Raw genomic sequence first — 22,641 nt, 5'->3', positions numbered from 1 at the left:
CTTACTCCGCTGCCTCGAGCACAGCCCCGTGTGCCATGGCGTTGTGGGTATACTGGTCGATACGCTTTTCCATTTCCGGACGGAAATGCTTGATCAGGCCCTGGATCGGCCAGGCGGCCGCATCGCCGAGCGCGCAGATCGTGTGACCTTCGATCTGCTTCGACACGTCGAAGAGCATGTCGATTTCGCGCTTCTGCGCGTTGCCCTTCACCATCCGCTCCATCACCCGCATCATCCAGCCGGTGCCTTCACGGCATGGCGTGCACTGGCCGCAGCTTTCATGCTTGTAGAAAACAGCAAGGCGCCAGATGGCCTTCACGATGTCGGTCGACTTGTCCATGACGATGACCGCCGCGGTGCCAAGGCCCGAACCGAGTTCGCGCAGGCCATCATAATCCATGATGGCGTCCTTCATCTGCGCGCCGGGCACGCAGGGCACGGAAGAGCCACCGGGAATAACGGCCAGCAGGTTGTCCCAACCGCCGCGGATGCCACCGCAGTGCTTCTCGATCAGTTCGTGGAACGGGATCGACATCGCGTCCTCGACCGTGCAGGGCCGATTGACATGACCGGACACGGAATAGAGCTTGGTGCCGTGGTTGTTCGGCCGGCCGAAGCTCGTGTACCACGTGGCGCCACGGCGCAGAATGGTCGGCGTGACAGCGATCGATTCGACGTTGTTCACCGTCGTCGGGCAACCGTAGAGGCCCATATTGGCCGGGAACGGCGGCTTCAGGCGCGGCTGGCCCTTCTTGCCCTCAAGGCTTTCAAGGAGCGCGGTCTCTTCGCCGCAGATGTAGGCACCGGCGCCGTGATGGACGAATACATCGATGTCGTAGCCGAGCTTGTTGTTCTTGCCGAGCAGACCGGCGTCGTAGCACTCGTCGATGGCCGCCTGCAGCGCCTCGCGCTCACGCATGAACTCGCCACGCACATAGATGAAGGCGGTATGCGCACCCATCGCGAAGGAGGCGACGACGCAGCCTTCGATCAGCGTGTGCGGATCGTGGCGCATGATGTCGCGGTCCTTGCAGGTACCGGGTTCGGATTCGTCGGCGTTGACGACCAGGTAATGCGGACGTCCGTCGCTTTCCTTCGGCATGAAGGACCACTTCAGGCCGGTCGGGAAGCCTGCACCGCCACGACCGCGCAGGCCCGATGCCTTCACCTCGTTGATGATCCAGTCACGGCCTTTTTCCAGTAACTGCTTGGTGCCGTCCCAATGGCCACGCGCCATCGCGCCCTTCAGAGACTTGTCCTTCAGGCCGTAGATGTTGGTGAAGATGCGATCCTGATCCTTAAGCATTTTTCACCCCTTACCGCGGCTTCTTGCCGAAGACCTTGACGTATTCGGCTTCGCCGCCCTTGGCGAGCGCCTTGGCCTGTTTGACCCAGTCGTCGCGCTCGATGCGGCCCTTGAAATTGAGATATCCGTCGACCCACTCACGCTCGGCCTTCTTCCAGCCGGCAACCTGCGCGTAGGTGAAGATGCCGAGTTCGTGCAGGGTGCCCTCGATCTTCGGCCCGACGCCAGAGATCAGCTTCAGGTCATCCGGCGTTTCCGGCCGGTCAATGCCTGCCGGACGGTTCTTGTCCTCGAGCGAAGGCTTTCCCGGCTCGAACGCCTTTGCGGCTGCCGCGGCAGTCGGCTTCTTTGCTGCGGGCTGCGCTTCGTCCAGCGAGGTCGGACCACCTTCGGGCGCGGAAAAAATTCGATCGATCTGCGGGCCCGGCTTGACCTCGGCGCCACGACCGGCCTCGAACTGATTGATGATCTCTTCAAGCCGAGCAGGAGTCAGGTCCTCATAGGCGTCCTTGAAGATCATGACCATCGGTGCGTTCACGCAGGCGCCCTGGCACTCGACCTCTTCCCACGACAGCGTGCCGCCGGCGTTGGTCTCGAACGGTTCCGGGTTGATCTTGTGCTTGCAGACCTTGATCAGGTCCTCGGCGCCACGCAGCATGCATGGCGTCGTTCCGCAGACCTGCACATGGGCGCGTGTCCCAACCGGCTTCAGCTGGAACTGCGTATAGAACGTCGCAACCTCCAGAACGCGGATATAGGCCATGCCAAGCATGTCGGCGATCGCTTCGATCGCAACCTTCGTGACCCAACCGTCCTGCTCCTGCGCCCGCATCAAAAGCGGGATCACGGCCGACTGCTCGCGGCCCTTGGGATATTTCTTGATCGTTGCCTTTGCCCAGGCAGCATTCTCCTTGGAGAAGGCGAAGCTTGCGGGCTGGACGGCCTCATCGGCCAATCGACGAACAGACATTCTTTCGCGCCTTATTCAGTTGATCAGCCCGCAGCGCGTCGTCGTCACCGTGACGAACTGACAGGCGTAGGCCGACTTCTCTTTTTGCATGAACACAATGTAACGGCTGCTGGCTTGAGCAGTGCCCTTGATCTCGTAACCATCGGCCAAAAGCTGCGCCATCGTGGCGTTTTGCGCTTGCGCCCCGCCCTGCCCGCCAATCACATCACTGCCGGTCTCCGCGTCCTGCGCGCAAACGGTGTAGGACGAGGCAATCAACGCTGCGAGGACAAAGCTCAGGCGACGCATCAGCGGTCCACCTCTCCAAAAACGATGTCGAGGGAACCCAGGATCGCAGAGACGTCCGCAAGCATATGGCCCCGGCAGATGAAATCCATTGCCTGCAGGTGGGCATAACCCGGAGCACGGATCTTGCAGCGATAAGGTTTGTTGGAGCCGTCGGCGACGAGATAGACACCGAACTCGCCCTTCGGCGCTTCGACTGCCGCGTAAACTTCGCCCTCAGGCACGTGATAGCCTTCGGTATAAAGCTTGAAGTGATGGATCAGAGCTTCCATCGACCGCTTCATCTGACCACGCTTGGGCGGCACGATCTTGCCGTCGAGCGAGGAGACCGGGCCGACCCTGGCATCACCCAAAAGGCGGTCGACGCACTGGCGCATGATCCTCGCCGACTGGCGCATCTCGATCATGCGGATCACGTACCGGTCGTAGCAGTCGCCGTTCTTGCCGATCGGGATGTCGAAATCGAGGTCCGAGTAGCATTCGTACGGCTGCGAGCGGCGCAGATCCCAGGCGGCCCCGGAGCCGCGCACCATCACGCCCGAAAAGCCCCAGGCCCAGCAGTCCTCAAGCTTGACCACGCCGATATCGACGTTGCGCTGCTTGAAGATGCGGTTACCGGTGAGCAATTCGTCGATGTCGTCAACCGTCTTCAGGAACGGGTCGATCCACTTGCCGATGTCCTCGATCAATTGGTCGGGCAGATCCTGGTGCACGCCGCCCGGACGGACATACGCCGCGTGCATTCGTGAGCCGCAAGCCCGCTCATAGAACACCATCAGCTTCTCGCGCTCCTCGAAGCCCCAGAGCGGCGGCGTCAGCGCGCCAACGTCCATGGCCTGCGTGGTGACGTTGAGAAGATGCGACAGGATGCGGCCGATCTCCGAATAGAGCACGCGGATCAACTGACCGCGAATCGGAACTTCCACGCCCAGCAGCCGTTCGACCGCAAGCGCGAACGCGTGCTCCTGGTTCATCGGCGCCACGTAGTCGAGGCGGTCGAAATAGGGAACAGCCTGCAGGTAGGTCTTCGTCTCGATCAGCTTCTCGGTACCGCGATGCAGAAGGCCGATATGCGGATCGACGCGCTCGACGACCTCGCCGTCCAGTTCGAGCACGAGACGCAAAACTCCGTGCGCCGCAGGGTGTTGCGGACCGAAGTTAATGTTAAAGTTGCGGACGTTGTGTTCCGTCATACCGCTTGCTCCAATGGGCGCTGCATCAGCCGATGCGCACCCCCACAATCAATTCGTCTTCGCTTTCTCATCGCCCGGAAGCACGTAGTCCGTGCCTTCCCATGGCGACAAGAAGTCGAAGTTGCGGAATTCCTGCCGAAGCTGCACGGGTTCGTAGACGACGCGCTTCATTTCGTCGTCATAACGCACTTCGACGAACCCCGTGGTCGGGAAGTCCTTGCGCAGCGGATAGCCCTCGAAACCGTAGTCCGTCAGGATGCGGCGAAGGTCCGGATGCCCCGTGAACAGAATGCCGTACATATCGTAGGCTTCACGCTCGAACCAGTCGGCTCCCGGATAGACGCCGCAAGCCGAGGGAACGGGCACGTCCTCACCGGTCGCGACCTTTACCCGCACGCGAAAATTCTGCCGTGGCGAAAGCAGGTGATAGACCACATCGAAGCGCTCTTCGCGCGCCGGCCAGTCAACACCGCAAACGTCAATCAGATTGACAAAACCGCACTGCACGTCGTCACGCAGGAACGTCAGAAGCGCGATGACATTTTCGCGGGTCGTCGTCAGCGTCAGCTCGCCATAGGCAAGCTTGGTGTCGGAAATCAGCTTTCCGCGCACCTCGCCGAGATAGGAAGCAAGTTCCTGAAGGGCTTCGCTCATTGTGTCAGTCCCCTGCCCTTAGCGCTCGATCGTGCCGGTGCGGCGGATCTTCTTCTGCAGCAGAAGCACGCCGTAGAGCAGCGCTTCGGCCGTGGGAGGACAGCCCGGCACATAGATATCGACCGGCACGACGCGGTCGCAGCCGCGCACCACCGAATAGGAATAGTGGTAGTAACCACCGCCGTTCGCGCACGACCCCATCGAGATCACGTAGCGCGGCTCGGGCATCTGGTCGTAGACCTTGCGCAGCGCAGGGGCCATCTTGTTGGTCAGCGTGCCAGCGACGATCATCACGTCCGACTGGCGTGGCGAAGCGCGCGGGGCGAACCCGAAGCGCTCGACGTCGTAGCGCGGCATCGAGAGCTGCATCATCTCGACCGCACAGCAGGCGAGACCGAAGGTCATCCACATCAGGGAGCCCGTGCGGGCCCAAGTGATCAGTTCGTCCGTGGACGTGACCAGAAAACCCTTGTCGGCCAGCTCATTGTTGATCTCGCCAAAAAACGCATCGTCAGCGCCGACCGGCTTGCCGGTCGAGGGATCGATGATCCCCTTGGCCCGAGGGGCCACGAGCGTGGTGCCGGAGGTCAATTCCATTCCAGCGCTCCCTTCTTCCATTCATAGATGAAGCCGATGGTGAGCACCAAGAGGAAAACCATCATCGACCAGAAACCGAACCAGCCAAGATCGTGGAACGAGACCGCCCAGGGGAAAAGGAATGCGACCTCGAGATCGAAGATGATGAAGAGAATCGACACCAGGTAGAAGCGGATGTCGAATTTCATGCGCGCATCGTCGAATGCATTGAAGCCGCACTCATAGGCCGAGAGCTTTTCCGAATCGGGCGCCTTATAGGCGACAGCAAAGGGCGCGATGAGAAGCGCGATGCCGATCACAAGCGCTATGCCGATGAAGATGGCGATCGGGATGTAGGATCCGAGAAGTTCAGTCATTGTCGTCCGTCCTGCCTGCGTCGGGCGCGGGAGACGCGCCACCGGGTCTGATGACTGCAAGCCGAGAAAGTATGTTGCAACGGCACGTCGTTAGCGCAGTGAGCGCCCCCGCGCAAGGCTTTGGTCGGGCATTCACCCATTCATTGCGCACAAATTGCCGTGCCGACACGTGAGGGACAAATCGGAAACTGACGAAGATCAGGACCAGTCGACAGAAAGCCACGATTCGGCGGCACGCACGTTTGCCGCAGATAGATCGGGGGCGCGTTCAGTTCACCGTCAGTATTGCGCGACACAATGACCGCCACCGAATCGGCGGATCCTCATATGCAATTAAAAAGACTGAACCTTGGCATAATCCTGATCGCGGGCCTGGTCGCAGCGATATGCGCCATCTCGCTTATCCCACACAGGCAACCAGCTTCAGTCGCCTCGCAGCAGGGCATAGAGACCAGTTTTAAGTGACACCGAAAAAGATGAGTGGCGCGAGTGACGGGGCTCGAACCCGCGACCTCCGGCGTGACAGGCCGGCACTCTAACCGACTGAGCTACACCCGCGCATTTGGCCTTGCGGCCATGATACCCCTTTAGGCAGACCGGACAAGTGAAATGGCGCGAGTGACGGGGCTCGAACCCGCGACCTCCGGCGTGACAGGCCGGCACTCTAACCGACTGAGCTACACCCGCACTTCTTTCAATGGTCCAGATGCCGAGGCACCCTCCCGAAGCGGCCGGGGCCGTTCGATGAGCGGCTAACTAAGGGGTTCCCTTTTGGGTGTCAAGCAGGTTTGAAAACAAAACGATGACGTGACGCAAATTGTTGAAAACCCCAATCGACAGCGCCTCAGCCGTCAGATTGTCCCATGCTTGAAATGCCGCATAGTTGGAGACCCCCGCCCTCCAGCAAAGTTCACATCACGGCTACCGGCTGCCCGGCTACAGCTCCACAAAGAGTGAGTCAGAGACTTTTCCACAGCGTCCCGCCTTATATCGTCTATATATTGTCGGGTCGCCAACGCATGAGACCGCCACGCCCGCAAGACACCCGATGCTTCCTAAGAGTGCGATCCAGTGCTCCTCCGGCCGACCTCACCGACTGCCCACAAAAATTTTCAGAAAACATCACAACAGCCCTTGCGGTTTCCTCCGGTTCCGCATAGATCACGGCCACCAACGCGGCGGGCGATTAGCTCAGTTGGTAGAGCGCCTCGTTTACACCGAGGATGTCGGCGGTTCGAGTCCGTCATCGCCCACCATCCTTCCCCCAAATGATTTAGCTTTCCGAGGCGTTCCGGCATCGTGCGTCGGAAATGGGTTCGCGGAAGGCCAGAAAGATTCGGCACAGGAAACGACGCGACGGACACAATTCGGCGCGTGTCGACATCTCTCCACATCTCCGGCCCCGCACCGCTCCGTCCGTTGGCGCAGTAGCAGCAAACTCGATCTCCGCCAGCAGCTCCGATAACAAGGCCGCACCTGCAGACGAATCTCGTTGAAAGTTGAGCCCCACTTCGACGGGTGTCTTTTTTTCACGCAACCGTACCGGATTCGCGGAATCAGACCTTCCCATGCCTTAGACCAAAGTCGTAGATGGGCCAGCTGGTTACTCCCAGCTTCCCCGCGTCACCACGAGCCAAGCGTGACGCTCCTTTGCCCCGCCACCGTGCGGGGCTTTTTTGATATTCTAAAAGCGAAACGAAACCGGCAATTGAGAAGGCGAGCATGGCAAACGTGCAGCCGAACCAGTTGCGCTTCAATATTTGCATGGTTTTCTCCGCCGGCAGCGTTTGCTAGCCACAATGAGATTCTACTTTGCTGGCGCATCGCGGTCGGCGACACCCATCGGCCGACTGCCCCTCCCCCTGGCCTTTGGCCAGCAGCTTTATGACTGCGCCATGGAGACTATGATGACGAACAAAACGACCTTCCATAGCGCTAGGCTCGCCGACGGACGCCTCGTGAATATCCGTGTTTCCGGCGGCACGATCGAAGCGATCGACAGCGCCGGATCGCCAGTCGAAGGGTCTTCGGAAGACCTGCGCGGGCGCCTTGTGATTCCCGGGCTCGTCGAGGGCCATATCCATCTCGACACAAGCTTCTACGGCGACGAATGGAAGCCACATCGCCCTTGCACCAACGGGTTCGACGTGCGTGAGCGGGTGGCGTTTCAGGCAGACAACATGGCGAAGGCGGCGCCGATGGACGTCAGGGCGCGCAATCAACTGGAACTGTGTATCGCCAATGGCGCCACGCACATGCGCAGCCACGTGATGGTAGACGGTTCGGTCGGGCTGAAATCGCTGGAGACGATTCTCTCGGTTCGCGACGAATATCGCGATAGAATCGATATCCAACTCGTGGCCTTCCCGCAAAACGGCATTCTTTCCAGTCCCGGCACGCCGCAATTGCTCGATGAAGCGATCAGGCTCGGCGCTGATCTGGTTGGCGGGCTCGATCCCGCAAGTTTTGACCGTGATGTCGAAAAACACCTCGACGTCGTGTTCGGCGTGGCCGAGAAGCGCGGCGTCGACGTCGATATCCACCTGCACGACATGGGTACGCTCGGCATCTTCGAGATCGAGCAGATCTGTGCGCGAACACAGGCGCTCGCAATGGGCGGCAAAGTGGCGATCAGCCACGCCTACGGCCTCGGCGACGTGCCTGAGGATCTAGCAAAGCGCACCGGCGCCCTGCTCGCCCGATCCGGCGTCGCGATCATGACCAACGCGCCTGGCGACCATGGCTTCCCGCCGGTCGCGCTTCTGAGAAGCGAGGGGGTCACGGTTTTCTCCGGCAGCGATAACATTCGCGATTCGTGGTGGCCCTTCGGCGACGGCGACATGCTCAGCCGAGCCTCGATGATCGCCTATCGCTCGGGCTTTTATACCGACGATATGCTCGCCGCTGCTTTCGATGTCGTGACCGAAGCAGGAGCACGTGCGCTCGGGCTCGAAGACTATGGGATCCGCCCTGGCGCTCGGGCCGATTTCGTCGTGCTCGATGCACCGCACGTCCCGCAGGCCGTGATCGAAGTGCCCAAGCCGCGCGACGTCTACAAGGGCGGCCGGCTCGTGGCCTCCAATGGAAGGCTCGTCTGACGCAGGCGATTCGACAATTGCCCTCCGGGGCCCACTCCAAACAGAAAAGGGCGCGGTCCATGGCCGCGCCCTTACTTTGATTGCTTTGGCGATGGCCTCAGCCGACCAGCTTCGCCGCCAGCTTTGCGACATGCGCGCCCTGGAACCGGGCGCCGTCGAGTTCGACGGCGGAAGGCTGACGCGAGCCGTCGGCGTCGGCGATCGTCGAGGCGCCGTAGGGCGAGCCGCCCTTGATCTCATCGACGCCCATCTGGCCCTGGAAGGCGTAAGGCAGGCCGGCGACGACCATACCGTGGTGCAGGAACGTCGGCATGAAGCTCAGGAGGGTCGACTCCTGGCCGCCGTGCTGCGTCGCAGACGAGGTGAAGATCGACCCAATTTTACCCACGAGCTTGCCGTTGAACCACAGGCCGCCGGTCTGATCCCAGAAATTGCGCATCTGCGACGCAACGGTGCCGAAGCGTGTGCCGGCGCCGACGATGATCGCGTCATATTCTTCCAGTTCGTCGATGGTCGCAATCGGTGCTGCCTGATCGAGCTTGAAATGCGAGGCCTTGGCGACCTCTTCCGGAACCAGTTCCGGAACGCGCTTCACCACCGCCTCGGCACCTGCGGAACGCACGCCCTCGGCGACTGCATTCGCCATGGTTTCGATATGCCCGTAGGCGGAGTAGTAAAGAACCAGTACTTTTGCCATCTTCTCTCTCGTTGCGTTGCGGACATTCCGCTGATTGCTGCAGCTGCGAACATGGTGCACATCGCCGTACAAGACCAGCGCCCGCAGGCGAAACAGACTGTTCGCGCAGGATTGACAATCGCCTCGCTGCGTTGAACGAACGCATGACATAAGGAACCTTCCCATGACTTCCGCCAAGATCATCACCGCCGCGATGCTCGCCATCGGCGACGAGCTGCTGTCCGGCCGCACCAAGGACAAGAACATCGGGCATCTGGCAGACATGCTCTTTCTCGCCGGCATCGACCTCAAGGAAGTCCGCATCGTCGCTGACGAGGAAGACATGATCGTCGAAGCGCTGAACGCCTTGCGGGGGCGATACGACTATGTCTTCACCTCCGGCGGCATCGGGCCGACCCATGACGACATCACCGCCGACGCCGTTGCCAAGGCGTTCGGCATGCCCTGTACGCACGATGCGGCAGCGATGGAATTGATGGGTGCGATGTATGCCCGGCGCGGCATGGAGTTCAACGAGGCGCGGCAGCGGATGGCGCGGATGCCCGTCGGCGCCCGGCATATCCCCAACAGCGTCTCGACCGCACCCGGTTTCAGCATCGGCAACGTCCATGTGATGGCCGGCGTTCCGCAGGTGTTCATCGCGATGCTGGACGTTCTGCTGCCGACGCTTCAGACCGGCGCGCCCGTGCTGTCACGCAGTGTCGCCTCCCCCTTCGGCGAAGGCGATATTGGCACCCAGCTCACCGCCATCCAGAAGGCCCATCCCGAAACCTCGATCGGCTCCTATCCGCGGTTCGACGGAACGCGCTTCTCGACCGAGATCGTCATTCGCAGCCGAGAGGAAAAAGCGGCTGAAGCGGCGGAAAAGGATATCCTCGCAATGATCGGCGAAATTGCGTCGGCAAAGGCGGCAACTTGACCGGCATCAAGGCCGGTTGAAAGCCGGCGGCGCAGATTGAAACTGTCTGGACGCCGTACGGCATCGCTAAGTTGTGATGGCAAATGGCGACCGGATTCCGCATCCCCCTTGAATTGGATGTGATTTGGGGGAAGGATCAGCGGAAATTCAACGTGTTATCGCCCCCGATCGCAACGGAGACCGCCATGTCGTACAAGACCATCACCGCCGTACTCAGTACCGCGGAGGACGCCGAAAAGGTCACGCAGCACGCGATAGCACTCGCCGAGCGGCACGGAGCACATCTGATTGGCGTTCACGCGGAAACACCGATCGTGGTCACGATCGCAGCGCCGATGGAGTTTCCCGATCCCAACGCCATCATGGAGCAGCAGGCGCAGGCGCAGGAGGTCTCGCGCGCAATCCAGAAGACCTTCCGCACACTCGCCCAACGCGCCGGCGTTCCCCATGAATGGCGGCTCTTCACCGGCAGCGCCGGCTATAGCGCCAGCGGCGTCATCGACAGCGCGCGGGCAAGCGACCTGGTGGTTGCGGTGCAACTGGACCCGACAGGCAACGGCCCTTCTCGCGCCGACATCGAGGACCTGCTCTACGAGAGTGGTCGGCCGCTTTGCCTGATCTCCGACGCCGTCGCGGGCCCCGAAGTCCCCGAACGCGTGCTGGTTGCCTGGAATGGTACGCGCGAATCGGCACGCGCCGTCTTCGACGCGCTGCCGCTGCTGCAGGAGGCAAAGCAGATCGAGATATTCACGGTCGATGCCCATGACAGCGCTTCTGAGCATGCGGCCTTTTCGGGCGCAGAGATCGCGTCTGCGCTCACGCGTCACGGCTTGACGGTCACCGTCAATTCGGTCAGCTCCGGCGGCGACACGGTTGCGCACGTCATCAACCGCCGCGTCAGCCAGACGGGCGCGAACCTGCTGGTCATGGGTGCCTTCAGTCATTCCTGGCTGCGGCACCGCCTGTTCGGCGGCGTTACCAGCGCGATGATGAAGGACCTGCGCGTACCGGCGATCATGTCGCGCTGAGCTTGTATTGCGTGCAGTCCAGCTGTCGGGAATTCGGTGCAGCTCCGCTCTTCTTCGCTGTGGATGTTCGGTAGACGGCGCGTTTGCGCCGTTTCCCTTCGGGGCGCAACTGCTTTAGAAAAGGCCGATCATCTGCATTTCCGCCGGCCGCCGGCGATAGGAGCCCGCCATGTCGCTTCCCGACAAAGCCTTTCCCGTTTCCTGGGACCAGTTTCACCGCGACGCGCGTGCACTCGCATGGCGTCTGGCCGACAATGACCGCGAATGGCGGGCGATCGTCTGCATTACGCGCGGCGGTCTCGTGCCTGCGGCAATCGTCTCGCGCGAACTCAATATCCGCCTGATCGAGACCGTCTGCGTCGCCTCCTATCACGACTACGTGTCGCAGGGCGAAATGCATGTCTTGAAGGGCATCGCGCCGGAGTTGCAGCAGAACGGCGGCGAAGGCATCCTGATCATCGACGACCTGACGGATACCGGCAAGACGGCCGCCCAAGTGCGCTCGATGCTGCCCAAGGCACATTTCGCCGCCGTCTACGCCAAACCCAAGGGCCGCCCGCTGGTCGACACCTTCGTAACCGAGGTCAGCCAGGACACCTGGATCTATTTCCCCTGGGACATGGGCTTCACCTATCAGGAGCCGATCGCCAAGGGCAGCCGCGGCTGATCGCCCGCCTCCCCTCACCTTCCAGGCTCCGCCTGCATGCCGTTACAGCCATGACGGCATGCACCTGCTTGGCTGCTGACACACTGTCTGGCTTTCAAGTCGCCACGAACGGCCGGGAAGGTCTCCTTGCAGCCCGCAGGAGACGAGTTGTGCAACAGTGCCGCCAGCCTCGCCTCAACACCTGCAGGCGGCACGCACATCACGATGATTCGTCCAGACACATCTCAAGCCCCCTGCCAATTCCCCTGTTTTGCGACGCCTGAATTTACCCTTACTTTTGCCCCATTATTTCTTGGGCTATCCACAGCTGCGTAGCGCCGGTTGTGACCATCTGCGCGGAACCGCCTGATTTTGCAGCATTTGCGTGATGTCCCCAATTTCCACAGGCGTCGCACACAACATGTAGCGTCCACAAATCCGTCACAAACCACCCCTTGACGGAATCGGGTGCCATGGAGTTAATGGTTCTTAAGTTGCAACGGCGGCTGGACCGGAGAGTTAAGAGCCCGGTTCTCAAATCAGGAAATCGCGATTGGTGACTATGCGTGAAGGTGGATGAACCGCCGGCCGCAGGGGATGTTTTGCGCACGTTTTCTTGATCGTCGGAGCGGCCCATGGGGCTGGCATAAAGAAGTTGTTAACACTATATTTAGTGTTTGCAGCCAAACTCAGCACAAGATACAGGGTCTCGATAGATCGGGTTTCCCGCACACATTGAAGAGAATTGGGGCTGGCTGCGAGACATTGCGGCCGCGCGGAACAATTGCGCCTGCGCACACGTACGCAGGAACGCTGACAGAAGGACAACGGACCATGCGCATAGAACGTCGCTTCACCAAGCAGGGCCAATCGGCCTATGCCGAGATCGAATTCCGCAAGGCCACCAGCGAAATCAAGAACCCGGACGGCTCGATCGTTTTCCGGCTCGCCGACATCGACGTTCCCGCCCAGTTCAGCCAGGTCGCTGCCGACATCCTGGCGCAGAAGTATTTCCGTAAAGCGGGCGTGCCCGCACGCCTGAAGAAGGTCGAGGAGAACGACGTCCCCTCCTTCCTGTGGCGCTCCGTTGCCGACACCGAGGCCCTGAAGGACCTGCCGAAGGAAGAGCAGTACGGCTCTGAGACCGACGCCCGCCAGGTGTTCGACCGTCTCGCCGGAACCTGGACCTACTGGGGCTGGAAGGGCGGATACTTCGCCTCCGAAGAAGATGCGTCCGCCTTCAAGGACGAGCTTGCCTACATGCTCGCCACCCAGCGCGTCGCCCCCAACTCGCCGCAGTGGTTCAACACCGGCCTGCACTGGGCCTATGGCATTGACGGCCCGGGCCAGGGCCACTTCTATGTCGACCCCTTCACCGGCAAGCTGACCAAGTCCAAGTCGGCCTATGAGCATCCCCAGCCGCACGCCTGCTTCATCCAGTCGGTCGAAGACGATCTCGTCAACGAGAACGGCATCATGGACCTGTGGGTGCGCGAGGCGCGCCTATTCAAGTACGGCTCCGGCACCGGCTCGAACTTCTCGCACCTGCGCGGCGAAGGCGAAAAGCTTTCCGGCGGCGGCCGCTCGTCCGGCCTGATGAGCTTTTTGAAGATCGGCGACCGCGCGGCGGGTGCGATCAAGTCCGGTGGCACGACGCGCCGTGCGGCCAAGATGGTCGTGGTCGACATCGACCATCCGGACATCGAGGAATACATCAACTGGAAGGTCAAGGAAGAGCAGAAGGTCGCGGCACTTGTCACCGGCTCGAAGATCGTCGCTTCCCACCTCAAGGCGATCATGAAGGCCTGCATCAATTGCTCGGCCGATGGCGACCAGTGCTTCGATCCGAACGAGAACCCGGCGCTGAAGCGCGAAATCCGCGCTGCCAAGAAGAACCAGGTTCCGGAAAACTACATCAAGCGCGTCATCCAATTCGCCAAGCAGGGTTACAAGGACATCGAGTTCAAGACCTACGACACGGACTGGGATTCGGAAGCCTACCTGACGGTCTCCGGCCAGAACTCCAACAACTCCGTCTCGATCAAGGACGACTTCCTGCGCGCCGTCGAAAACGACGGGGACTGGAACCTGACCGCCCGCAAGGACGGCCGCGTGATGAAGACGCTGAAGGCACGCGACCTGTGGGAATCGATCTCCTACGCCGCCTGGGCCTCTGCCGATCCGGGCCTGCACTTCAACACGACGATGAACGACTGGCACACCTGCCCGGCTGCCGGCCCGATCCGCGCGTCCAACCCGTGCTCGGAATACATGTTCCTCGACGACACGGCCTGCAACCTCGCCTCGCTGAACCTCTTGCAGTTCAAGGACGCGGCCACGAAAAACATCAACATCGCCGACTACGAGCACACCGTCCGCCTGTGGACGATCGTTCTCGAAATCTCTGTCATGATGGCGCAGTTCCCGAGCCGCCAGATCGCCGAACTCTCCTATGAGTACCGCACGCTCGGCCTCGGCTACGCCAACATCGGCGGCCTCCTGATGTCTTCAGGCATCCCCTATGACTCGGCCGAAGGCCGCGCCATCTGCGGCGCGCTGACGGCGATCATGACCGGCGTCTCCTATGCGACATCAGCCGAAATGGCCGGCGAGCTTGGCACCTTCCCGGGCTTTGCGCCAAACCGTGACAACATGCTGCGCGTCATGCGCAACCATCGCCGCGCGGCCTATGGCGAAACGACCGGCTACGAAAACCTCTCGGTCAACCCCGTCGCCCTCCTCCATGACGACTGCCCGGACCAGGACCTGATCGTCCACGCCATGAGCGCCTGGGACAAGGCCGTCGAACTCGGCGAGAAGCACGGCTACCGCAACGCGCAGGTCTCGGTGATCGCCCCGACCGGCACGATCGGCCTCGTCATGGATTGCGACACGACCGGCATCGAGCCCGACTTTGCGCTGGTGAAGTTCAAGAAGCTCGCCGGCGGCGGCTACTTCAAGATCATCAACCGCGCCGTTCCGGATGCGCTGCGCACGCTCGGCTACTCGGAAGCCCAGATCGCCGAGATCGAGGCCTACGCGGTCGGTCACGGCAACCTGAACCAGGCGCCGGCCATCAACCCGTCCACGCTGAAGGCCAAGGGCTTTACCGACGAGAAGATCGCCGCCGTCAACGGCGCGCTGAAGAGCGCCTTCGACATCAAGTTCGTCTTCAACCAGTGGACGCTCGGCGCCGACTTCCTCAAGGAAACGCTGAAGGTTTCCGACGAGCAGCTGTCCGACATGAGCTTCAGCCTCTTGGAGCACATCGGCTTCACCAGGAAGGACATCGAGGCCGCCAACATCCACGTCTGCGGCGCGATGACGCTCGAGGGCGCACCATTCCTTAAGGGCGAGCACCTGGCGGTGTTCGACTGCGCCAATCCGTGCGGCAAGATCGGTAAGCGCTACCTCTCGGTCGAAAGCCACATCCGCATGATGGCGGCTGCCCAGCCGTTCATCTCGGGCGCGATCTCCAAGACGATCAACATGCCGAACGAGGCGACCGTCGAGGATTGCGGCAGCGCCTACATGCTCTCGTGGAAGCTGGCGCTGAAGGCCAACGCGCTCTATCGCGACGGCTCGAAGCTGTCCCAGCCGCTCAATGCCTCGCTGATCGAGGACGAGGCGGACGAGGATGCGGTCGAGGAACTGCTGCAGGCACCGGCTGCCGCAGCAGCCGTGACGGTCACCGAGAAGATCATCGAGCGCGTGATCGAAAAGGTCACCCGCGAGCGTGAAAAGCTGCCGAACCGTCGCCAGGGCTATACCCAGAAGGCCGTCATCGGCGGACACAAGGTGTATCTGCGCACCGGCGAATTCGGCGACGGCCGCCTCGGCGAGATCTTCATCGACATGCACAAGGAAGGGGCTGCCTTCCGCGCGATGATGAACAATTTCGCCATCGCGATCTCGCTCGGCCTGCAATATGGCGTGCCGCTCGAGGAATATGTCGAGGCCTTCACCTTCACCAAGTTCGAGCCGGCCGGCATCGTCATCGGCAACGACGCGATCAAGAACGCCACGTCGATCCTCGACTACGTGTTCCGCGAGCTTGCGGTCTCCTATATCGGCCGCAACGATCTTGCCCATGTCGACACGTCCGACTTCTCCAACACCGCGCTCGGCAAGGGTATCCAGGAAGGCAAGACCAACCTGCTGGCGACCGGCTGGACCCGCGGCTACAAGCCGACGCTGGTGCCCGGCACCGGCGCCGAACGGCAACTGAACGAGCCGAAGGGAGCTGCGACCGCGGCACCGGCCAAGGCGTCGTCGACCGGCAACGTGACAACCTTCGCCGGCAGCGCGGCACGCAAGCTGGAGGCGACCGTCGCCATCTCCACCTCGGAAATCGTCGCCTTCAAGCGCGACTACGAGGAGAAGGCAGCGGAATTGGCCGAAGAGATCGCAGAAGAGGTTTCCGAGGAGATCGCCACCGAGGTCCAGCAGTCCGTCACCGCGCTGTTCTCCGACAAGGCCCAGGCCGACGCAGCCGCCGCCAAGGCGGATGCGAAGAAGGTCGAAGCCGAGCGCCGCATTCGCTCGATCGCCCAGGGCTACACCGGTAACATGTGCTCAGAGTGCCAGAACTTCACGATGGTGCGCAACGGCACCTGCGAGAAGTGCGACACCTGCGGAAGTACAAGCGGGTGCTCTTGAGTACTCATTGTACTCTTGTCACGTGCCTGAAGAAATGCGTTTAAACCCTTGATTTGCGTCTGAGGACCCCTCAGAAATGCGTCTAAGGGCACAAGCCAGGGCTCGCACCCCGCTTGGGAGCTATAGTTGAGGGTCACTCCCTCCGGACACGATTGAAAACGCCGCCCCAAGAAGTTGTGGCGGCGTTTTACTTTCTATATGTTCATGCCTTGAATGGCTTTGTGCTGCAGAGGCACACAGGTTAACCGCGGCAGGTCCCAGGGCCCCCTCGCTATCTTAGCGACGCACCTGTTGCTGCGGGACCATTACAAAACCTGAGTCGCCCAGGCCGGTTTCTTCGCCCGCGTCTTAGCGTCGCTCGGTTACATCTTAGCCGCGACTGAGCCTACGCTCGGCCATCCTCGCGTACCGCTCGTCGCGCTCTATGAGAATTGAGTGCCGCCCGAGGCGATTGCAAACAGCGCCCACGGTTCCAGTCCCGGCGAATGGATCGAGCACGCAATCCCTAGGCGCGGTGAGCCCGAGTACCAAACGATCAATCAGGGCTTCCGGGAACTGGCAAGGATGATCCAGCTTTTCCGGATGGTTGTGCTTCACGTTGGAGATATCATCCCAAACGTCACCCGGATTCTTTCCTTTGGGATTTCCGCTTAGTTCTCCTTTCTTCGGGCCTTTATAGTGCTTCTTTTGGGGGTATTTCTGGGGGACTCTGATTGGATCCAGATCGAAGGTGTAGTCGTCCGACTTTGTGGCCCAATGCCGAGCTCGCGAAAGATGGGAATGATTATACTGTCGATGGGCAGAACTTCTCCGTCACCAACGTAGTTGCCAACTTGCCAGCACATTCCGCCGTCCGGCCGCAGCACGCGATGGCATTCTCTAAGGCTTGTCACCACAAGGTCAACGCTCTCGCCTTCGATCCTCGGCAAAATGTCGGACGCATCGGCGTTGTAGATTTGGCTTCGGCCAATGAGCGTTGTCGCGCCTATTATCTCGGAAGCTTCGCCCTGAGTGAGGTTGAGCGCGTCAACGAACTCAGGCAACGGATCATGGATATCGGCGTTTTCTGGAAAGATTGTGTTAAATAGGTCGGTTTGCGCGGAAATCGGAGATAGACAATCAGTCATTCCAGGCTTTCATTTGAACTTACCTACTGAAAGCGTTGCTTGGATTATTTCTTTCTTCAACAGCTTGAAATGCTAACGTTGCGCGGACATAATTCTTTACTACATCAAGTATAATAGCGCATCTGTTAATTGTTGCTTAGACGTATCGCATCCCCTGCCCGCCATTAATGCTTGGTGCATGCCGCGACGAACGCCCGAAACCAAATTCGAAAGGCCCCGGTGAGAGGCTACGCCGAAAGTCACATTGCTATGGACGGGCGACGAGATCGAGTGACTAAATTTGGGAGGCCTGCGACCAAGTTCCTAACCTCGTCGAGAAGCAGATTTTTTCGGGCCGCCGGTTCGGCAAAGGGGGTAAATTGGAAGAGATTTCGTTTTCCGCCGTAAAAGAGCTGAAAGGGCTTTGGCTCACCCTTACTCACGCCGACACGCTCCTCGCCCACAAGGAGCATCTCACCCAGTCATTCCACCCATCTTGGCCGCAGTTACAGGAATTCGATAGGGCAGGCACTTCACGAACTCGATGGACGAAACGCCTGTCAGTGACGTTAGGTGGCGGCATGCCGATCGAATTCCCGCTGTCGGTTAGACTGCCGCGACACCAGGATCAGGACTATGTCGGCTTTGTCGGTCGATGGCTTGGACCTCGGGAGACGTAACGAAAGACCCCGGCCCCTTCCGACTTGTGACGGTGAGATAGCTGAAGGCTCTGACATCTGACATTCGCGGATGGCCCGGGGCAAGCCTGAGTTGCGATACTGCCGATATTCAAGCAGTGTCCAAGCACATAGGCAGTTCGAGACCAATGCGATTTGTTACACGCCCCACCGCGCCGCCGTCAGCGCTCGGCACGACAAAATATCAGCGCCGCCGCAAATCTCTCAGTCAATACTTCGCGCTCGACGAGGCTGTGCAGTGGCAAAAACGCGTCCCCACGATGGCGTTTGAAGACGACGACGTCCTTCGAAGTCTGCTCGACCTCTTCTCCGGCAAGTGCGCATTTTGCGAAGCGCGCGCGGAGACGTATTCCGTGCATCGGTTCCGGCCTCAATCAAACGCCGACCCTCGGCTACCGGGAAAAAGCCATATCTACTATGCCTGGTTGGCAGACGCGTGGGAGAATATCTTTCCGATCTGCGATGAATGCTTGCCTGACAACGCGTCGTACTTTCCCGTGCGTGGTGGCCGTTGCAGGGTGCCGACTGCGGAGGAGTATGCTGTTTACACTGAAAAGCACGACGGGTCTTGGCCCGAATTTCCACCGTTGGAAGAGCCGCTACTCCTTGACCCATGCTCGGACAGTCCCGCTGGACACTTGGTCTCGAATGCCGATGGAACCATTGCCGGGATTGACGATCGCGGCCAGCTGACAATCGCGCATTTCAATCTCTCCAGAAAAAGCCTCGTCGATCGGCGCAAGCGCGCGTTTGAACGGTACTCCGCTATGCCGTCACTTGCGGATGATGACAATCAGGAGTTCGTCGGCCTGTGGCGGCTACAGCAGGATGATCTGGAGAACGATACTCCCGCTAGAGTTCTCATCGACGATACGTTTATCGAGCCCCCTCGTTCGCCGCCCCGTTTACAGAGCATCTACCTGAAGAATTTCAAAGCGATCGAGTCGCTTTCCGTCCGGATGCCTCCTCCGCCCAACCCTTCAGAGCAATTTGCCCAGGCGCTTCTGATTCTCGGCGAGAACGCCGCAGGCAAAAGTTCCATCCTCGAGGCAATTGCGTTGGCGCTTTCGGATGTGGAGGCGCGGGTACATCTCGTCGACGATCCTATGACGCTACGTCTGAACCCTGCCCAACTGGGCAACGAGACGATCGCTCGACGACGGTCGGCCGAAGTTCGCCTTGACTTTGAAGCGGGGGACCGTCGGACCCTGCGCATCACGGGCAATCGTTTCCAGCAAGTGGGTGACGGATCGGTTCCGCCCGTGTTCGCCTACGGAGCATACCGCCATTTTCTTCGAGACCAATACAGCTGGCAGCCGTCGCGCACGGTGGTGAATCTGTTTCGGTCGGACAATCTCATTTCGAACCCGGAGACCTGGCTGCTCGGGCTGGACGACGACGACTTCAATATGGTGGTTCAGGCGCTACGCGAGATATTCGATGCCGGCGACCAGTTCGACGTCATCGAACGCGACCATGAGCGCGACGCTTGCTTTGTCCAAACACGCTTTGACGACGGATTGGTGTCGCGTACACCCTTGTCGAGCGTATCGTCAGGGTTCAGGACGATCCTGGCGCTCGCTTGCGACGTCATGCGCTGGATCATGGATCGGGAGCGATATCCTTGGTTTACTTCGTTGACGTCGGCTCACGGCATCGTTCTGATTGACGAGGTGGAGGCCCATCTTCATCCCCGATGGAAAATCCAGATCATGTCAGGTCTACGGCGCGCGCTCCCTTCCATGACATTCATCGTGACGACACACGATCCTCTTTGCTTGCGCGGGATGAGGGATGGCGAGGTGATGGTCCTCAATCGTGTACCGGGTAAATCGTCGGGTAGCGACTTGCCCGTTGTCGTCGACACGCTGCGGGAATTGCCGGACGTTTCCAAGTTGACGATTGAGCAGTTGCTAACGTCGGACCTGTTTGACCTGTTCACCACAGACGACGCAGAGACGGAAACCAAGTTGGCGCAAATAGCCGATTATCTTACCGAGAAGGCTCTATCGGGGGACAACCCTGTTCCAAATGCCGCGATGGAGGAGCTGCGGCAGCAGATCGCGTTTGCCCTGCCCGTGGGACTGGGCGAGGCAGGGCGGCTGGTGCAGGAGGCTGTCGCAGAATACCTCGTCAACCGCCGCGACCACTCAGGCAGCGAACGAAACAGACTTCGCGAACAAACGAAGGTCAAAATCAAAACCGCGCTGGAGAGCCTGTAATGCGAAAGGTAGACCGAGCGTCCGTCAGGGAGCCGGAGGCCCTCGCCGGCTCAAAGAGCAGAGGTGCGAAGGAATACGCCAAGGCCGAAGCCCACATCCAAGCGCAGCAAGCGGCAGCGCATGCCCCCGGCGGACCTGCCAAAAAGAAGAAGAAGGGCTTTGATTTCTCCGCCTATTCGGATGACGGGGTGAAGTATGCCCTCGACAAACTGTTTTTCGGCAAGTGCGCTTATTGCGAAAGCAGGTACGCTCATCAAGCACCGGTCGACGTCGAGCACTTCCGTCCCAAGGGCCAAATAGCGGGAGAAGTACACCCAGGCTATTGGTGGCTGGCAATGAAGTGGGACAACCTACTTCCGAGTTGCATCGACTGCAATCGCCGCCGGTGGCACGCTCTCCCTGAATTTCCTGCAGGTCTCGAGGAGTTGTTGCGGGCCCCAGAGATGAACGGGACCATGGCGAAGCTTGGGAAAGAGGATCTGTTCCCAATAGCCGGTATGCGGGCGACCGCGCCAGCGGCGACGCCGCAGGCAGAATCGGTGGCGCAGCAAGCCGAGGAGGCACTCCTTCTCAATCCCTGCATCGACGATCCCGACGAACACTTGGTCTTTCACGTCGATAGCGACCCTCCCTTGGGTATTGTCTTGCCTAAGCCCGGTGAAGTGACGGCTTCGCGCAAGGGGCTGGCGTCCATACACGTCTACGGACTGAACCGCCTCCATCTGGTCCAGGAACGGACACGCGTGTTGCGCAAACTGCAATTCCTTAGCGGGTTGATGGACGAGCTTGACGAAGTTGCCGAGGAGTTGCGCGCCCGCAGGCAAGCGGATGATGAGAAATGGGCTGCTCGTCTGGAGGCGTTGAGCGATCGTATTCTCGAAGAGATACGCTCCATGGCCGCGGACGATCAGCCCTATTCAAATGTAGTGCGAACCTGGGCGCGGAGGTTGGAAGTTGGCTGAGGACTAAGGGCGGCTTAGAACTTATGATCGGCCATCAGTGGGCGATAGGTCACGAGGGTGTCACGTAGTTCGGTCTCGGCGGTCTCATTGTACGAGGCGTCCACGCAAACCACGTTTCCCATATAGGTATTCGCCAAGCTGATCGGATCTTCTGCGACGACGTAGTCTCCCAAGGCCTCCATGCCTGCCTCCGCTCTCGAGGCAACGGCCTCGATCGCCGTCAACGCGCCCGCGCATTTGATCGCGAAGGCCCTTATCCGCGGCTCAGGGCTTGCGATATAGGCAGCCGCCTTGAGGATGTGTTTCTGCCTAACGTGTTCGCGATCAATATGCCACAGACGTTTTCCTGTTCGGGCTATGGGTGCATAGTTCTTGATCTCTGAGATGAGAACTTGGCCCAAATCCGTTTCGCTATTCACGGTGATCACCAGATCACATCCCACGAGCGGCGTTTTGGCTCGCAAGTTCCCAACGGATTTGAAAAGCTTCTTGCGAATGGCCTTGGTCATTGCAGCTAGGTCGAAGGACGCAACTGGTATGTCCTTCTTCAATGACTGTTCAATGACCTTGCTTTTAGCCTTGTCCGGCCCGGCTATGCCGTCGAACAACACAAGCATCGGCTCCCACACCGACGCTTCACGGTCCACCCAGCATCCATATTTCCGCACAAGGCCCTGTACGAGGTCCTCGAATTCGTCGACGAGGGGCGTGAGACGACCTTCGGCGCGTCCCAGCCTGGTGCGGAACTCGTTCGCGTGGAGTCGGCTCAGCTTCTCGAGTGCGCGTAGATCAGTCCGGCAAGACTTTAGAGCGCGCTCAGCTTCCGCACGCAACTCAGCGCGCTCGTCGCCAACCGCCGTCTCCATGTCTTCGATGGTCTCCTCCAACTCTACGAGGGAACCGAAGACGTCCTCGGGAATACCTTCGCGCAGCAGCGCCCGTTCGCGCCACTTAACGATCTCTCGCGTGAGGAGCTCACCTCCGAATTGCGTTACCTGGTACAGGTTTACAGGCCTTCCCTTGCCCGACGGAGACGGGCGAGTGCCTACCAGTTCGGTGTAGCGAGAATTCTTGAGAAAGTCGCGCGAGGTCTCACCAGCTACCGAGGCAGCCTCGGACAGCTCTGCGGAGGTGAAACCTTCGGGCCGGAAGATTTGTAAACGCAACAACGACCCGCGTAGTTTGACGCCTGCGTCTTCGTCTCTCATGGCACTTACCAAATCCTTTGATCTTATTTTGGGGCAC

Annotated in this window: 18 protein-coding genes and 3 tRNA genes; 9 read left to right on the top strand and 12 right to left on the bottom strand. The window is 60.1% G+C overall.

The genetic code is table 11. The annotated features are described in order from the left end of the window. Position 1: 1 nt before the first annotated feature. From nuoF to IB238_RS05220, 9 genes are all read right to left on the bottom strand, one after another. Complete coding sequence (nuoF, locus tag IB238_RS05260; RefSeq protein WP_192244186.1) at positions 2 to 1,306, bottom strand: NADH-quinone oxidoreductase subunit NuoF; 1,305 nt, start codon at positions 1,304 to 1,306, stop codon at positions 2 to 4. A 10-nt stretch (positions 1,307 to 1,316) separates the two neighbouring features. Then, a complete protein-coding gene (gene nuoE / locus IB238_RS05255; protein ID WP_192244184.1) occupies positions 1,317 to 2,276 on the bottom strand; it encodes an NADH-quinone oxidoreductase subunit NuoE in 960 nt (319 codons plus the stop codon). Between the two features lie 15 nt (positions 2,277 to 2,291). Next, positions 2,292 to 2,564, bottom strand: a complete 273-nt coding sequence (locus IB238_RS05250) for a hypothetical protein (protein ID WP_192244182.1) — start codon at positions 2,562 to 2,564, stop codon at positions 2,292 to 2,294. After that, positions 2,564 to 3,754 (bottom strand): NADH-quinone oxidoreductase subunit D, encoded by a 1,191-nt coding sequence (locus IB238_RS05245; protein ID WP_192244180.1) that lies wholly within the window; start codon positions 3,752 to 3,754, stop codon positions 2,564 to 2,566. Before IB238_RS05245 ends, IB238_RS05250 begins: the two co-directional genes overlap by 1 nt. 48 nt (positions 3,755 to 3,802) lie before the next feature. Then, a complete protein-coding gene (locus IB238_RS05240; protein ID WP_192244178.1) occupies positions 3,803 to 4,408 on the bottom strand; it encodes an NADH-quinone oxidoreductase subunit C in 606 nt (201 codons plus the stop codon). An 18-nt stretch (positions 4,409 to 4,426) separates the two neighbouring features. After that, the gene (locus tag IB238_RS05235; protein ID WP_192244176.1) at positions 4,427 to 5,005 is read right to left on the bottom strand and encodes an NADH-quinone oxidoreductase subunit B; all 579 of its coding nucleotides are present in this window, start codon (positions 5,003 to 5,005) and stop codon (positions 4,427 to 4,429) included. Further along, positions 4,996 to 5,361: an NADH-quinone oxidoreductase subunit A gene (locus IB238_RS05230; RefSeq protein ID WP_192244175.1), complete on the bottom strand. Its 366-nt coding sequence runs from the start codon at positions 5,359 to 5,361 to the stop codon at positions 4,996 to 4,998. The genes IB238_RS05235 and IB238_RS05230 overlap by 10 nt, the downstream gene beginning before the upstream one ends. Before the next feature lie 481 nt (positions 5,362 to 5,842). Beyond that, positions 5,843 to 5,919, bottom strand: a tRNA-Asp gene (locus IB238_RS05225). Between the two features lie 52 nt (positions 5,920 to 5,971). After that, positions 5,972 to 6,048: transfer RNA gene (locus tag IB238_RS05220), tRNA-Asp, on the bottom strand. A gap of 493 nt (positions 6,049 to 6,541) precedes the next feature. On the opposite strand from IB238_RS05220, the gene IB238_RS05215 reads away from it, so the two are divergent. Together IB238_RS05215 and IB238_RS05210 are read left to right on the top strand one after the other, a co-directional pair. After that, positions 6,542 to 6,617, top strand: a tRNA-Val gene (locus IB238_RS05215). Between the two features lie 648 nt (positions 6,618 to 7,265). Continuing rightward, positions 7,266 to 8,459 (top strand): amidohydrolase family protein, encoded by a 1,194-nt coding sequence (locus IB238_RS05210; RefSeq protein WP_192244173.1) that lies wholly within the window; start codon positions 7,266 to 7,268, stop codon positions 8,457 to 8,459. A gap of 97 nt (positions 8,460 to 8,556) precedes the next feature. Here the strand turns inward: IB238_RS05210 and wrbA are convergent, their stop codons facing one another. Next, a complete protein-coding gene (gene wrbA, locus IB238_RS05205; protein WP_192244171.1) occupies positions 8,557 to 9,156 on the bottom strand; it encodes an NAD(P)H:quinone oxidoreductase type IV in 600 nt (199 codons plus the stop codon). A gap of 163 nt (positions 9,157 to 9,319) precedes the next feature. Between wrbA and IB238_RS05200 the strand changes: the two genes are divergently transcribed. The 4 genes from IB238_RS05200 to IB238_RS05185 all read left to right on the top strand — a co-directional run bounded on the left by IB238_RS05200 (position 9,320) and on the right by IB238_RS05185 (position 16,408). Further along, positions 9,320 to 10,075, top strand: coding sequence for a competence/damage-inducible protein A (locus IB238_RS05200; protein WP_192244169.1), 756 nt, complete (start codon positions 9,320 to 9,322; stop codon positions 10,073 to 10,075). Between the two features lie 185 nt (positions 10,076 to 10,260). Next, entirely contained in the window at positions 10,261 to 11,103 is an 843-nt protein-coding gene (locus IB238_RS05195) for a universal stress protein (protein WP_192244167.1), read from the top strand. 169 nt (positions 11,104 to 11,272) lie between these two features. Continuing rightward, a complete protein-coding gene (gene gpt, locus IB238_RS05190; protein WP_192244165.1) occupies positions 11,273 to 11,770 on the top strand; it encodes a xanthine phosphoribosyltransferase in 498 nt (165 codons plus the stop codon). Positions 11,771 to 12,583: 813 nt separating this feature from the next. Beyond that, positions 12,584 to 16,408 (top strand): vitamin B12-dependent ribonucleotide reductase, encoded by a 3,825-nt coding sequence (locus tag IB238_RS05185; RefSeq protein WP_192244163.1) that lies wholly within the window; start codon positions 12,584 to 12,586, stop codon positions 16,406 to 16,408. 369 nt (positions 16,409 to 16,777) lie between these two features. Here the strand turns inward: IB238_RS05185 and IB238_RS24495 are convergent, their stop codons facing one another. After that, positions 16,778 to 17,122 (bottom strand): site-specific DNA-methyltransferase, encoded by a 345-nt coding sequence (locus IB238_RS24495; protein WP_348648242.1) that lies wholly within the window; start codon positions 17,120 to 17,122, stop codon positions 16,778 to 16,780. 155 nt (positions 17,123 to 17,277) lie between these two features. Here IB238_RS24495 and IB238_RS24490 point away from each other — a divergent pair, with 155 nt between their 5' ends. The 3 genes from IB238_RS24490 (at position 17,278) to IB238_RS05170 (ending at position 21,396) form a co-directional block, all read left to right on the top strand. Next, on the top strand, positions 17,278 to 17,496 hold the full coding sequence (locus tag IB238_RS24490) for a hypothetical protein (protein WP_246723478.1): 219 nt from the start codon (positions 17,278 to 17,280) through the stop codon (positions 17,494 to 17,496). Positions 17,497 to 18,340: 844 nt separating this feature from the next. Beyond that, positions 18,341 to 20,434: an AAA family ATPase gene (locus IB238_RS05175; RefSeq protein ID WP_192244162.1), complete on the top strand. Its 2,094-nt coding sequence runs from the start codon at positions 18,341 to 18,343 to the stop codon at positions 20,432 to 20,434. Then, positions 20,434 to 21,396 carry an HNH endonuclease gene (locus IB238_RS05170; protein WP_192244160.1) on the top strand — a complete coding sequence of 321 codons (963 nt, stop codon included), beginning with the start codon at positions 20,434 to 20,436 and terminating at the stop codon, positions 21,394 to 21,396. Before IB238_RS05175 ends, IB238_RS05170 begins: the two co-directional genes overlap by 1 nt. 14 nt (positions 21,397 to 21,410) lie before the next feature. Here the strand turns inward: IB238_RS05170 and IB238_RS05165 are convergent, their stop codons facing one another. Further along, entirely contained in the window at positions 21,411 to 22,604 is a 1,194-nt protein-coding gene (locus IB238_RS05165) for a hypothetical protein (RefSeq protein WP_192244158.1), read from the bottom strand. Positions 22,605 to 22,641 lie beyond the last annotated feature (37 nt).

Origin of the sequence: Rhizobium sp. ARZ01, assembly GCF_014851675.1 — a bacterium.
GTDB lineage: Bacteria > Pseudomonadota > Alphaproteobacteria > Rhizobiales > Rhizobiaceae > Mycoplana.
The sequence above is the reverse complement of the archived record's forward strand: the minus strand, read 5'-3'. Positions and strand labels throughout refer to the sequence as shown.

What these genes read in the sequence shown, in the direction of transcription:
- IB238_RS05195 (WP_192244167.1), top strand. Translation starts at nt 10,261, where the DNA reads ATGTCGTACAAGACCATCACCGCCGTACTCAGTACCGCGGAGGACGCC.
- IB238_RS05165 (WP_192244158.1), bottom strand. Translation starts at nt 22,604, where the DNA reads ATGAGAGACGAAGACGCAGGCGTCAAACTACGCGGGTCGTTGTTGCGT.
- IB238_RS05230 (WP_192244175.1), bottom strand. Translation starts at nt 5,361, where the DNA reads ATGACTGAACTTCTCGGATCCTACATCCCGATCGCCATCTTCATCGGC.
- IB238_RS05185 (WP_192244163.1), top strand. Translation starts at nt 12,584, where the DNA reads ATGCGCATAGAACGTCGCTTCACCAAGCAGGGCCAATCGGCCTATGCC.
- nuoF (WP_192244186.1), bottom strand. Translation starts at nt 1,306, where the DNA reads ATGCTTAAGGATCAGGATCGCATCTTCACCAACATCTACGGCCTGAAG.
- IB238_RS05245 (WP_192244180.1), bottom strand. Translation starts at nt 3,754, where the DNA reads ATGACGGAACACAACGTCCGCAACTTTAACATTAACTTCGGTCCGCAA.
- IB238_RS05250 (WP_192244182.1), bottom strand. Translation starts at nt 2,564, where the DNA reads ATGCGTCGCCTGAGCTTTGTCCTCGCAGCGTTGATTGCCTCGTCCTAC.
- IB238_RS05240 (WP_192244178.1), bottom strand. Translation starts at nt 4,408, where the DNA reads ATGAGCGAAGCCCTTCAGGAACTTGCTTCCTATCTCGGCGAGGTGCGC.
- gpt (WP_192244165.1), top strand. Translation starts at nt 11,273, where the DNA reads ATGTCGCTTCCCGACAAAGCCTTTCCCGTTTCCTGGGACCAGTTTCAC.
- IB238_RS05235 (WP_192244176.1), bottom strand. Translation starts at nt 5,005, where the DNA reads ATGGAATTGACCTCCGGCACCACGCTCGTGGCCCCTCGGGCCAAGGGG.
- IB238_RS24490 (WP_246723478.1), top strand. Translation starts at nt 17,278, where the DNA reads ATGGCATTCTCTAAGGCTTGTCACCACAAGGTCAACGCTCTCGCCTTC.
- wrbA (WP_192244171.1), bottom strand. Translation starts at nt 9,156, where the DNA reads ATGGCAAAAGTACTGGTTCTTTACTACTCCGCCTACGGGCATATCGAA.
- IB238_RS05200 (WP_192244169.1), top strand. Translation starts at nt 9,320, where the DNA reads ATGACTTCCGCCAAGATCATCACCGCCGCGATGCTCGCCATCGGCGAC.
- IB238_RS05175 (WP_192244162.1), top strand. Translation starts at nt 18,341, where the DNA reads ATGCGATTTGTTACACGCCCCACCGCGCCGCCGTCAGCGCTCGGCACG.
- IB238_RS05170 (WP_192244160.1), top strand. Translation starts at nt 20,434, where the DNA reads ATGCGAAAGGTAGACCGAGCGTCCGTCAGGGAGCCGGAGGCCCTCGCC.
- nuoE (WP_192244184.1), bottom strand. Translation starts at nt 2,276, where the DNA reads ATGTCTGTTCGTCGATTGGCCGATGAGGCCGTCCAGCCCGCAAGCTTC.
- IB238_RS05210 (WP_192244173.1), top strand. Translation starts at nt 7,266, where the DNA reads ATGATGACGAACAAAACGACCTTCCATAGCGCTAGGCTCGCCGACGGA.